Genomic DNA, 12,349 nt, shown 5'->3' with positions numbered 1-12,349 from the left:
TTAGATTTTAATTCGTTTTCGCTTTTCCTTTTTCAACATAGCTCATATCGTTTACAGATTGAACTGTATATTTACCATCTTTATATACAACTTTTGAAACACTTGCATTATCTAGACCACCATCAAGATTATTAAGTGATTCAGGAGAGATTGTATATAACAGCGCCATTAACGATATTCCATGTGATACAACAAGTGCATTACCGCCTCCCTCTTTAGCTACTTCTTCTACAATTTTATCGATTTCTTTTCTTACTCTTTTTGAAACTACTTCCGCACTTTCGGCCTGTTTACTTTTATCAATCTTAGCTGCAGTATTAAGCATAATATCAACATCGAAATTATTCCTAAATTCCTCTAATGTCATATTATTAGCTTTTGCAAGTGTCTCGTAAAAAGTATGATTCAGTTCTCCTTCAAACTCACCAAAACATACTTCCCGCAAGTTTTTGCGTTGGACGATATCTATGTTTTTATTTTTGTTTTGATCTAGCACGATCTTTGCAGTTTCTACAGCGCGTCCACTATCACTGCTATACACTTTTTCAAATTGTACTCCTTTCAAACCTTTACCAAGGTACTCTGCCACTTCAATTCCATCTTTAGTAAGAGGTGCGTCAGCCCACCCCTGTACTCTATCAGTCGTATTCAGCATCGTTTCTCCATGCCTTACCAAATAAAGTTCAACAGGTTTTTCTTCTTTTTTCTCTTTCACTTTTTGGCCTTCATTTGCTGAACATCCAAATAATGAAACCGTTAAAGAAATTAACAAGCAAATTGATAATATTTTTTTACTCATCATGAAATCTCCTTATGGGCTTATAAAAATAGGCATGCACCACTCACATGAGTAGAATGATATTTTTATAATGAAGATATTTAAAAATTATTTTGACTGATTAAACAACCAATTGACCATCTCTTTATCCTGCAAAGCTGGTACCCAAGAGAAGTGTCCCGTTGGTTTAACGATTCCAGTTGGATATTCTGTATATTTGATTGAAGAACCACCCAGTTCTTTAATAGCTTGTACAGCATCTCTGCTATATCTCACATCAACCAACGGATCATCTTCTGCATGGAAGACCCAAATTGGCATATCTTTAATATTCTTGAATACTGAAGTATCTTTTACCGGTTCATAATTACTAGGAAGTGTATTCTCCAAATTTCCTATTCCGCAAATCGGAACAGCAGCTGCGAAAAGATCCGGGTTTTTCTTAATAATATTCCATGTCCCAATTCCGCCATTGGACATACCAACAACATAGATGCGATTTTTATCAATATTATATTTATCGATGGTTTCTTTCAGTAAATTAAACATAGTAGTATAGTTAGGTTCCTCGGTCCAATATGCTGTAAGAGTTTCAGCTGCTTCAACCTGAGGAGCTAGTACATATGCAGGGTTCTTCTTTTGCTGTTCTGAATTAGCCCATACTACAGCGCCCTCATTTCCTACTACTTGCATATAGTTGTCATTTCCTCGTTCACCTGATCCATGTAAAAATAAGACTAGTGGATATTTTTTGTTAGGTTCTTTTTTAGGTTCAAAAAGTCTATATTGCATTTTGCTTCCAGAAGCATCTTGGTATACTCCTTTTTTAAAATCGTCTACAACAGGAGTAACTACATTTGAAATTTTATTTTTCTGTTCGGATGCTTTAAAAGTTGCACCTTCTTTTGTTTTAATTTCTTTCGTAAGAGTTAACTTATAATCCAAGTTATCTCTTGTACTTAAGAATTTTTCTTCATTAAATGTTGAGGTAGATGCATTTTTATCGTTTTCATCTAATTCGATCACAACGTATTGTCCATCTTTTGAAGCCTCTGATACCTCAGCTTTATTATTTGTATAAACTTTAGTTATCGTTCTATTTTGAGGTTTCCCATTCACTTCCACCTCAACTTCAAAACTATCTTTTGGTAATTTTGAGCTATCTACTGTATCTCCAAAGTCACAAACGAAGGCAGAGCCTACTTCCCCATACGGAAGAACATTCGTTATAAGTGTTACATCTGATTCTTTTAAAGTCTTATCTTTGCTTTCTGATGAACATCCTGAAAGCACCAAGCCACCTGCCAAGCTCCCTACTACCATACATAAAATTGGAAATTCCCTTATCTTTTTCAGAAAATGACCTCCCTCAAAATATGTACTTTTCATAACTGACATAAATCGTATAAAGCTCGTTAAACGCTCCCAGTGTATAAACTTTTAATTACCTAGAATGGTTTTCACCTGCTCCATTACTTTTTTTCCGTCTAACATGCCATAAGCTGACATATCAATTACTTCAATAAGCTTTCCTGGTAATTGACCTTTCACAGTATTTAAGGCATATCGAACTTGAGGTCCTAATAAAATAATGTCTGCCGTTTGTCCAACATGCTTTGCTTCAGCTAATGGATAAGCATTAATTTCACATTCATAGTTTGTTTCTTCTGCATATCCTCTCATTTTGTTCATCAACATACTCGTAGACATACCTGCATTACATAAAAGAACGATCTTTTTCATACTTATTACCTCCATTATTCACTATTATTAAAAGCGCTTTCATTACAAGTTCACTATAAAATATGGTCTAAGACCAGGGTCAATATCTTTTTGGAATTTTGTTTACCTTAAATTTTCTATATACATAAAATGAATTGAATGCGAGCTGAAAAGTACATGCTTTTCAGTTATCAAAAAAAACAGTAGTTCAATTACGTTTGAACTACTGTTTTTTAATGTTCTCACCTTTCACACCAACAAATTAAGTGCTAATCATTGAATATATTGAGTTGTCTCTTTACAACAGTTAGTCAAATTCCTTTAAAATACATATTTGAATAGTGGATTTCTACCTTTTCTAGTTATATCAAGGCTTATTTGCCAATTTCACTCGGAAAAAGTTAGATAGTTCCCATAGAAACAAGAAAATCTATACCTACTTTACTTTTTACCTTTACTTATAATAGGAATCATAATGATATAATGTTCAATTATTCTCTCTTGCTCTTTTGTCTCACAAACGTATCGACATAAAATATCCCCGTTAAGATTATAGCCAAGGTTCTCTATGATATGTAATGGCTCTTCTAAAATTAGGTTGGATAAGGGTTCGTTCGCATCTTTTTCATATAAATAATTCAAACACTCTCCCATATCTACTTGTAAAACTGATTCATCCATAGGCAATTCGTATTCCCTCATTTTCACTTCAGGGATAGCCATTACCCAATAACTGTTACAAATCGTTTTCAGTTTATATTGTTCAAGTGGAATGTATAGTGCTGGATAGACTGTTGGCAAAAATGATAGCCATTCTTTTAACAGAGGATTTACACATAATGTTCCTTTATCTAAATGAATATGTCTTAGAAGATAATAGGTTTCAGTTGACTCTATAAACCATTGTCTATCTTCTTTTTTATATTTTTTTAATAAGCCCATAAACTCATTAATTTGTTTTATTTCTAATTCCAACTTTTTTATTGTTTCTTCTTTTTCAGTTATTTTGTCATTGCATTTTTCTATCATGGCATCTAATTCTAAACCATTAAAAATAGATCCAATTTCTTTAACATGAAACCCCATTTGACGAAAATTTTTAATGGCTAAAAATATTCCAAAATCTTCATATGTATAAAATCTAAAACCAGTATCTTTATCTTTTTGTGGTTTTAAGAAGCCTTTCTTTTCATAAAACCTTAACGCATCTATCGAAACTCCAAATTCCTTGCCTACTTCTCCTATTTTATATTTCTTCACATATATCACCTCCAAGTCCATAGTTCCTGCTATCATTATTTAACAAATACCTTCATAAACAGTGTAACAAGTTTTAAAAACAATTACATAAAAAATAGGCAACTTAACGGACACAACACAATCGTTTCTCTATCAGATATTACCGAAAGAGTACCCCTACTTCAAACGAAGTGAAGTGGGGGAGTATTCATTAGAAAACTCCCGATACCATATACTATATTTTAACAAGACAATAAAAAGGGATGAACAGATTGTACATATCCAATTTGTTCATCCCTTTGATTTTATTAACTTAAACACCTATTATCTAAATATAATTAGTCGTCGTTTGTCTTACATTTATTTTAGTTTTTCACCGAATAAAGAACCCATTAAAGCTACCGCTGTTGTTGCTGTTCTGTTTTTCTCATCTAAAATCGTATTTACTTCCACAAACTCAGCTGATGTAATAATATCAGCCTCCGCTAGCATTTCCATTGCTAAATGACTTTCACGATAGGATAGTCCACCAATTACAGGTGTTCCCACTCCTGGTGCATCATGTGGATCTAGTCCATCTAAATCTAATGATAAATGAACACCATCTGTATGTGATAAGTATGCAATTGTTTCTTCCATAACCGCAGTCATACCCATACGATCAATTTCATGCATTGTAAATACTTTAATTCCTTCATCGCGGATGAAGTCTTTTTCTCCCTCATCTAATGCACGTGCACCAATGATAACGACGTTTTCCTTTTTCACTTTCGGATACGCCTCGTATAAATTCACTAATGAAGGATGACCATAACCTAAGCTTGCTGCAAGTGACATACCATGAATATTTCCAGACGGTGACGTTTCTTCTGTATTTAAATCACCGTGTGCATCATACCAAATTACACCTAAATTTTTATAATGCTTTGCTACTCCTGCAAGTGTCCCAATTGCAATACTATGATCGCCACCTAGTACAAGTGGAAAACGACCTTCTTCTATAATATGATCAACCTTACCTGCTAATTCATCACAAACTTTTGCAACTTGTGTAAGGTTTCTTAAATTTGTATTTTCAGCTACTTCTTTTTCTCTCTTGATACAAATATCCCCAATATCTTCTACGTCATATCCGATGTTTTGAATTCTTTCAATTACTCCCGCATAACGAATTGCACTTGGACCCATATCAACTCCACGACGCATCTGTCCTAAGTCCATTGGAACTCCAACGATTGAAATTTCTTTCTTCATAGATAGTCTCCCCCTTTTATGCCTTCACTAAATATTTTAAATCTTTTATATACTCTGACTCAACTCGACATTTTTTTGTATGTATATACACCTCATTCACTAATATCTACGTAGAAATCTATATTTTTCGTCTGTTTTATGTATAAAATAAACCGTTTTCTAAAAAATCTCATTACACATGTACACATAAATAGTGAAAAATAAAACGTCCCCTATAATTAGAGACGTTTTCCTGAAGCTATTTTCCATACAGATGCGATATTCCGCGCAGTCATTTCAATATTTTCTCTTGCTGCTATATATGCTTCCTCTAGTGTCATTGGACTTGATGTGGCAGCAAACACAGCATCTATTCCTTCTTTATAAACTGAAATGTGATTCGAAAGTACAGAACCCCCAATAGCTATAACAGGTATATGTAGTCTCTTTGCACGTTTAGCAACCCCAACCGGTGCTTTTCCATAAGCGGTTTGCACATCTATCCTTCCTTCACCTGTAAGAACAAGAGTTGCTTCTTTTATATGTTCATCAAAATTTGTATAGTCTAATACAATTTCAATTCCCTTTCTTAATTGACCTTGTAGTACAGCAACAACTGCAGCCCCTAATCCTCCCCCAGCTCCTGCACCCGGTATCTCTTCCACATCAATGTGTACATGCCGTTTTAATACATAGGCATAATGCTTTAAATTATCATCTAACTGCGTGATCATTTCTGGATTTGCTCCTTTTTGCTTTGCAAATACAAAGGATGCTCCTTTTTGTCCTGTTAAAGGATTGTCTACATCACATGCCGCTTCTATTTTCACATGCGCTAAACGAGAATCCAACTTAGCTAAGTCTAAAGAATCAATAAAATGTAAATTTTCACCGACAGGTTCTATTATTCGTCCATCTTTCCTTAAAAACCTTACACCTAGGGCTGAGAGCATGCCTGTCCCTCCATCGTTCGTAGCACTTCCGCCAAGCCCTAAAATAATATGCTGTACACCTTTATCTAAGGCATCTAATATAAGCTCCCCCGTTCCTTTTGTTGTGGTGATGAGAGGGTTTCGCTGTTCAACCGGAACATGATGCAACCCCGACGCTGCTGCCATTTCAATAAACGCTGTTCTTTTATCTTGAGAAATACCGTAGAATGCATCTACACGTTCACCAAGTGGACCTGTTACGTAAAGTTGAATGATCTTTCCTCCTGTAGCATCAACAAGAGATTGAACGGTACCTTCTCCTCCATCTCCAATTGGAAGTTTCACATACTCAGCTTCAGGAAAAACTTTAGTAAACCCTTTTTCAATGGCCTTACATACTTCTATCGCTCGTAAGCTTTCTTTATATGAATCAGATGCAATAACAATTTTCAACACCTATTCCTCCCTTCCCCCGTATCCACACACGCTTTAATTCAAACCTTATATTTTACTCTATTTTTCTATTGTAAACGAAATAAATGGAAACTTGTCCTTATTAAAGCAGAATAAACAAAAAACCTTACATCAAAAGATGTAAGGTTTTTTCTAATTTATAATGGAGCCTAGCGGGATCGAACCGCTGACCTCCTGCGTGCAAGGCAGGCGCTCTCCCAGCTGAGCTAAGGCCCCGAAGTAAAAAAGCGGAAGACGGGATTCGAACCCGCGACCCCAACCTTGGCAAGGTTGTATTCTACCACTGAACTACTTCCGCGAAAATGGTGAGCCATGAAGGACTCGAACCTTCGACCCTCTGATTAAAAGTCAGATGCTCTACCAACTGAGCTAATGGCTCGTAAATGGCTGGGCTAGCTGGATTCGAACCAGCGCATGACGGAGTCAAAGTCCGTTGCCTTACCGCTTGGCTATAGCCCATTAATATTTACTAGTATGCTTGTCTTTTCAAAAAAATAAACCTTTATCAGGTTGTTTTTTTAAAATGGTGGAGGGGGGCAGATTCGAACTGCCGAACCCGAAGGAGCGGATTTACAGTCCGCCGCGTTTAGCCACTTCGCTACCCCTCCGACATTATAAACTATATATGGTGGAGGATGACGGGATCGAACCGCCGACCCCCTGCTTGTAAGGCAGGTGCTCTCCCAGCTGAGCTAATCCTCCAAAAGTGGTGACCCGTACGGGATTCGAACCCGTGTTACCGCCGTGAAAGGGCGGTGTCTTAACCACTTGACCAACGGGCCAAAAAGTTGTAATACTGTTCGCAAGCTTCCAACCGGGCTTGAACCGGTGACCTCTTCCTTACCATGGAAGTGCTCTACCAGCTGAGCTATGGAAGCATAATGGCTCCGCAGGTAGGACTCGAACCTACGACCGATCGGTTAACAGCCGATAGCTCTACCACTGAGCTACTGCGGAATAATATTAGCCTGGCAACGTCCTACTCTCACAGGGACAAGGTCCCAACTACCATCGGCGCTAGAGAGCTTAACTTCCGTGTTCGGTATGGGAACGGGTGTGACCTCTCTGCCATCATTACCAGACTTTTATTATTATACACATTCTTTTCAGAATGTCAAAAGGAATTTCAAATATATATTCCTTCAAAACTAGATAACATTTGCTTCATATTATATGGTTAAGTCCTCGATCTATTAGTATTCGTCAGCTCCACATGTCACCATGCTTCCACCTCGAACCTATCAACCTGATCATCTTTCAGGGATCTTACTAGCTTACGCTATGGGAAATCTCATCTTGAGGGGGGCTTCATGCTTAGATGCTTTCAGCACTTATCCCTTCCGCACATAGCTACCCAGCTATGCCCTTGGCAGAACAACTGGTACACCAGCGGTGCGTCCATCCCGGTCCTCTCGTACTAAGGACAGCTCCTCTCAAATTTCCTACGCCCACGACGGATAGGGACCGAACTGTCTCACGACGTTCTGAACCCAGCTCGCGTACCGCTTTAATGGGCGAACAGCCCAACCCTTGGGACCGACTACAGCCCCAGGATGCGATGAGCCGACATCGAGGTGCCAAACCTCCCCGTCGATGTGGACTCTTGGGGGAGATAAGCCTGTTATCCCCGGGGTAGCTTTTATCCGTTGAGCGATGGCCCTTCCATGCGGAACCACCGGATCACTAAGCCCGACTTTCGTCCCTGCTCGACTTGTAGGTCTCGCAGTCAAGCTCCCTTATGCCTTTGCACTCTACGAATGATTTCCAACCATTCTGAGGGAACCTTTGGGCGCCTCCGTTACACTTTAGGAGGCGACCGCCCCAGTCAAACTGCCCACCTGACACTGTCTCCCGGGTCGATAAGACCCGTAGGTTAGAATTTCAATACAGCCAGGGCGGTATCCCACCAGCGCCTCCACCGAAGCTAGCGCTCCGGCTTCAAAGGCTCCCGCCTATCCTGTACAAGCTGTACCAAAATTCAATATCAGGCTACAGTAAAGCTCCACGGGGTCTTTCCGTCCTGTCGCGGGTAACCTGCATCTTCACAGGTACTATAATTTCACCGAGTCTCTGGTTGAGACAGTGCCCAAATCGTTACACCTTTCGTGCGGGTCGGAACTTACCCGACAAGGAATTTCGCTACCTTAGGACCGTTATAGTTACGGCCGCCGTTTACTGGGGCTTCAGTTCAGAGCTTCGCTTGCGCTAACCCCTCTCCTTAACCTTCCAGCACCGGGCAGGTGTCAGCCCCTATACTTCGCCTTACGGCTTCGCAGAGACCTGTGTTTTTGCTAAACAGTCGCTTGGGCCTATTCACTGCGGCTTTCCGTTAAGAAAGCACCCCTTCTCCCGAAGTTACGGGGTCATTTTGCCGAGTTCCTTAACCAGAGTTCTCTCGCTCACCTTAGGATTCTCTCCTCGCCTACCTGTGTCGGTTTGCGGTACAGGCACCTTTTATCTCGCTAGAAGCTTTTCTTGGCAGCGGGGAATCAAAGACTTCGCTCCATAAGGAGCTTCCCCATCACAGCTCAGCCTTCACGATAAGCGGATTTGCCTACTTATCAGCCTAACTGCTTGGACGTGCACAACCAATCGCACGCTTCTTCTATCCTTCTGCGTCCCTCCATTGCTCAAACGATAAAGAGGTGGTACAGGAATATCAACCTGTTGTCCATCGCCTACGCCTGTCGGCCTCGGCTTAGGTCCTGACTAACCCTGAGCGGACGAGCCTTCCTCAGGAAACCTTAGGCATTCGGTGGACGGGATTCTCACCCGTCTTTCGCTACTCATACCGGCATTCTCACTTCTAAGCACTCCACCAGTCCTTCCGGTCTGACTTCACTGTCCTTAGAACGCTCCCCTACCACTGATACGTAAGTATCAATCCGCAGCTTCGGTGGTGTATTTAGCCCCGGTACATTTTCGGCGCAGAGTCACTCGACTAGTGAGCTATTACGCACTCTTTAAATGGTGGCTGCTTCTAAGCCAACATCCTAGTTGTCTAAGCAACTCCACATCCTTTTCCACTTAATACACACTTTGGGACCTTAGCTGGCGGTCTGGGCTGTTTCCCTTTTGACTACGGATCTTATCACTCGCAGTCTGACTCCCAAGGATAAGTCATTGGCATTCGGAGTTTGACTGAATTCGGTAATCCGATGAGGACCCCTAGTCCAATCAGTGCTCTACCTCCAAGACTCTAACACTTGAGGCTAGCCCTAAAGCTATTTCGGGGAGAACCAGCTATCTCCAGGTTCGATTGGAATTTCTCCGCTACCCACACCTCATCCCCGCACTTTTCAACGTGCGTGGGTTCGGGCCTCCATTCAGTGTTACCTGAACTTCACCCTGGACATGGGTAGATCACCTGGTTTCGGGTCTACGACCACGTACTAAACGCCCTATTCAGACTCGCTTTCGCTACGGCTCCGCCTCTTCAGCTTAACCTCGCACGGGATCGTAACTCGCCGGTTCATTCTACAAAAGGCACGCCATCACCCGTTAACGGGCTCTGACTATTTGTAGGCACACGGTTTCAGGATCTCTTTCACTCCCCTTCCGGGGTGCTTTTCACCTTTCCCTCACGGTACTGGTTCACTATCGATCACTAGGGAGTATTTAGCCTTGGGAGATGGTCCTCCCGGATTCCGACGGAATTTCACGTGTTCCGCCGTACTCAGGATACATTCAAGAGAGAACGAAGTTTCGACTACGGGGTTGTTACCCTCTGTGACGAGCCTTTCCAGACTGCTTCGTCTACCTCGTTCCTTTGTAACTCCGTATAGAATGTCCTACAACCCCAAGAGGCAAGCCTCTTGGTTTGGGCTAGATTCCGTTTCGCTCGCCGCTACTCAGGAAATCGCATTTGCTTTCTCTTCCTCCAGGTACTTAGATGTTTCAGTTCCCTGGGTCTGTCTTCCTTACCCTATGTATTCAGATAAGGATACCATACCATTACGTATGGTGGGTTTCCCCATTCGGAAATCTTCGGATCAAAGCTTACTTACAGCTCCCCGAAGCATATCGGCGTTAGTCCCGTCCTTCATCGACTCCTAGTGTCAAGGCATCCACCGTGCGCCCTTTCTAACTTAACCAAACTAAAATTAAAAAATATGAGCTACACTGTTATCTAGTTTTCAAAGAACATACATTTATTTCTGAGAGATAGTTCTCTCAAAACTGAACAAAACGAAACACGGAAACTTATATTGATGAACAGCGTTCATCAATTCTCCATAGAAAGGAGGTGATCCAGCCGCACCTTCCGATACGGCTACCTTGTTACGACTTCACCCCAATCATCTGTCCCACCTTAGGCGGCTGGCTCCAAAAGGTTACCCCACCGACTTCGGGTGTTACAAACTCTCGTGGTGTGACGGGCGGTGTGTACAAGGCCCGGGAACGTATTCACCGCGGCATGCTGATCCGCGATTACTAGCGATTCCAGCTTCATGTAGGCGAGTTGCAGCCTACAATCCGAACTGAGAACGGTTTTATGAGATTAGCTCCACCTCGCGGTCTTGCAGCTCTTTGTACCGTCCATTGTAGCACGTGTGTAGCCCAGGTCATAAGGGGCATGATGATTTGACGTCATCCCCACCTTCCTCCGGTTTGTCACCGGCAGTCACCTTAGAGTGCCCAACTTAATGATGGCAACTAAGATCAAGGGTTGCGCTCGTTGCGGGACTTAACCCAACATCTCACGACACGAGCTGACGACAACCATGCACCACCTGTCACTCTGCCCCCGAAGGGGAAGCCCTATCTCTAGGGTTGTCAGAGGATGTCAAGACCTGGTAAGGTTCTTCGCGTTGCTTCGAATTAAACCACATGCTCCACCGCTTGTGCGGGCCCCCGTCAATTCCTTTGAGTTTCAGCCTTGCGGCCGTACTCCCCAGGCGGAGTGCTTAATGCGTTAACTTCAGCACTAAAGGGCGGAAACCCTCTAACACTTAGCACTCATCGTTTACGGCGTGGACTACCAGGGTATCTAATCCTGTTTGCTCCCCACGCTTTCGCGCCTCAGTGTCAGTTACAGACCAGAAAGTCGCCTTCGCCACTGGTGTTCCTCCATATCTCTACGCATTTCACCGCTACACATGGAATTCCACTTTCCTCTTCTGCACTCAAGTCTCCCAGTTTCCAATGACCCTCCACGGTTGAGCCGTGGGCTTTCACATCAGACTTAAGAAACCACCTGCGCGCGCTTTACGCCCAATAATTCCGGATAACGCTTGCCACCTACGTATTACCGCGGCTGCTGGCACGTAGTTAGCCGTGGCTTTCTGGTTAGGTACCGTCAAGGTGCCAGCTTATTCAACTAGCACTTGTTCTTCCCTAACAACAGAGTTTTACGACCCGAAAGCCTTCATCACTCACGCGGCGTTGCTCCGTCAGACTTTCGTCCATTGCGGAAGATTCCCTACTGCTGCCTCCCGTAGGAGTCTGGGCCGTGTCTCAGTCCCAGTGTGGCCGATCACCCTCTCAGGTCGGCTACGCATCGTTGCCTTGGTGAGCCGTTACCTCACCAACTAGCTAATGCGACGCGGGTCCATCCATAAGTGACAGCCGAAGCCGCCTTTCAATTTCGCGCCATGCAGCGCAAAATGTTATCCGGTATTAGCCCCGGTTTCCCGGAGTTATCCCAGTCTTATGGGCAGGTTACCCACGTGTTACTCACCCGTCCGCCGCTAACTTCATAAGAGCAAGCTCTTAATCCATTCGCTCGACTTGCATGTATTAGGCACGCCGCCAGCGTTCATCCTGAGCCAGGATCAAACTCTCCAATAAAGTTAGTTTGTCTAGCATCTAAAATAAAAATTGACGTTTCACGTTGTTTGTTTCGTTCAGTTTTCAAAGAACTCGTTTGTCGCTCATTTGCGACTTCCTTATGTTAACACTTTCATATTTCAATGTCAACTAAGTTTTTCAATTTCTTTTTTTCGCTTTCTGCGTTTCTCGCATCAGCGAC

Annotated in this window: 6 protein-coding genes, 9 tRNA genes and 3 rRNA genes; all 18 read right to left on the bottom strand. The window is 42.2% G+C overall.

The window, feature by feature from the left end; all coding sequences use genetic code 11:
• Positions 1–7: 7 nt before the first annotated feature.
• Positions 8–799: a histidine phosphatase family protein gene (locus QRY57_RS02620; RefSeq protein ID WP_286017801.1), complete on the bottom strand. Its 792-nt coding sequence runs from the start codon at positions 797–799 to the stop codon at positions 8–10.
• 87 nt (positions 800–886) lie between these two features.
• Positions 887–2,176 carry a prolyl oligopeptidase family serine peptidase gene (locus tag QRY57_RS02615; protein ID WP_349775668.1) on the bottom strand — a complete coding sequence of 430 codons (1,290 nt, stop codon included), beginning with the start codon at positions 2,174–2,176 and terminating at the stop codon, positions 887–889.
• Positions 2,177–2,218: 42 nt separating this feature from the next.
• Positions 2,219–2,521 carry a PTS sugar transporter subunit IIB gene (locus QRY57_RS02610; protein ID WP_286016598.1) on the bottom strand — a complete coding sequence of 101 codons (303 nt, stop codon included), beginning with the start codon at positions 2,519–2,521 and terminating at the stop codon, positions 2,219–2,221.
• 420 nt (positions 2,522–2,941) lie between these two features.
• Positions 2,942–3,760, bottom strand: a complete 819-nt coding sequence (locus QRY57_RS02605; RefSeq protein WP_286016597.1) for a MerR family transcriptional regulator — start codon at positions 3,758–3,760, stop codon at positions 2,942–2,944.
• Positions 3,761–4,099: 339 nt separating this feature from the next.
• Positions 4,100–4,993: an arginase gene (gene rocF / locus QRY57_RS02600; RefSeq protein ID WP_026592701.1), complete on the bottom strand. Its 894-nt coding sequence runs from the start codon at positions 4,991–4,993 to the stop codon at positions 4,100–4,102.
• Positions 4,994–5,211: 218 nt separating this feature from the next.
• A complete protein-coding gene (locus QRY57_RS02595; protein ID WP_286016596.1) occupies positions 5,212–6,357 on the bottom strand; it encodes a glycerate kinase in 1,146 nt (381 codons plus the stop codon).
• Positions 6,358–6,521: 164 nt separating this feature from the next.
• A tRNA-Ala gene (locus QRY57_RS02590) sits at positions 6,522–6,594 on the bottom strand.
• A gap of 10 nt (positions 6,595–6,604) precedes the next feature.
• Positions 6,605–6,676: transfer RNA gene (locus tag QRY57_RS02585), tRNA-Gly, on the bottom strand.
• A 5-nt stretch (positions 6,677–6,681) separates the two neighbouring features.
• A tRNA-Lys gene (locus tag QRY57_RS02580) sits at positions 6,682–6,757 on the bottom strand.
• A 5-nt stretch (positions 6,758–6,762) separates the two neighbouring features.
• A tRNA-Gln gene (locus QRY57_RS02575) sits at positions 6,763–6,837 on the bottom strand.
• Between the two features lie 65 nt (positions 6,838–6,902).
• Positions 6,903–6,986 (bottom strand) — tRNA-Tyr (locus QRY57_RS02570).
• Positions 6,987–7,004: 18 nt separating this feature from the next.
• A tRNA-Val gene (locus QRY57_RS02565) sits at positions 7,005–7,080 on the bottom strand.
• Positions 7,081–7,085: 5 nt separating this feature from the next.
• Positions 7,086–7,160, bottom strand: a tRNA-Glu gene (locus QRY57_RS02560).
• A 23-nt stretch (positions 7,161–7,183) separates the two neighbouring features.
• Positions 7,184–7,256 (bottom strand) — tRNA-Thr (locus QRY57_RS02555).
• Between the two features lie 4 nt (positions 7,257–7,260).
• Positions 7,261–7,335 (bottom strand) — tRNA-Asn (locus QRY57_RS02550).
• 9 nt (positions 7,336–7,344) lie between these two features.
• Positions 7,345–7,460: ribosomal RNA gene (gene rrf, locus QRY57_RS02545) — 5S ribosomal RNA — on the bottom strand.
• 91 nt (positions 7,461–7,551) lie between these two features.
• Positions 7,552–10,472: ribosomal RNA gene (locus QRY57_RS02540) — 23S ribosomal RNA — on the bottom strand.
• Positions 10,473–10,617: 145 nt separating this feature from the next.
• A 16S ribosomal RNA gene (locus tag QRY57_RS02535) occupies positions 10,618–12,168 on the bottom strand.
• Together the 16S, 23S and 5S rRNA genes with 9 tRNA genes alongside form the textbook arrangement of a ribosomal RNA operon.
• Positions 12,169–12,349: the final 181 nt, after the last annotated feature.

The sequence above is a fragment of the Bacillus arachidis genome (genome assembly GCF_030285945.1).
Classification (GTDB): Bacteria; Bacillota; Bacilli; order Bacillales; family Bacillaceae_G; genus Bacillus_A; species Bacillus_A arachidis.
Note: the sequence above shows the minus strand (reverse complement) of the source record. Positions and strands in the feature narration are given on the sequence as shown.

Bases quoted from the DNA above. Each gene is read 5' to 3' on its own strand.
- QRY57_RS02620 (WP_286017801.1), bottom strand. From the start codon at position 799: ATGAGTAAAAAAATATTATCAATTTGCTTGTTAATTTCTTTAACGGTT.
- QRY57_RS02615 (WP_349775668.1), bottom strand. From the start codon at position 2,176: ATGTCAGTTATGAAAAGTACATATTTTGAGGGAGGTCATTTTCTGAAA.
- QRY57_RS02610 (WP_286016598.1), bottom strand. From the start codon at position 2,521: ATGAAAAAGATCGTTCTTTTATGTAATGCAGGTATGTCTACGAGTATG.
- rocF (WP_026592701.1), bottom strand. From the start codon at position 4,993: ATGAAGAAAGAAATTTCAATCGTTGGAGTTCCAATGGACTTAGGACAG.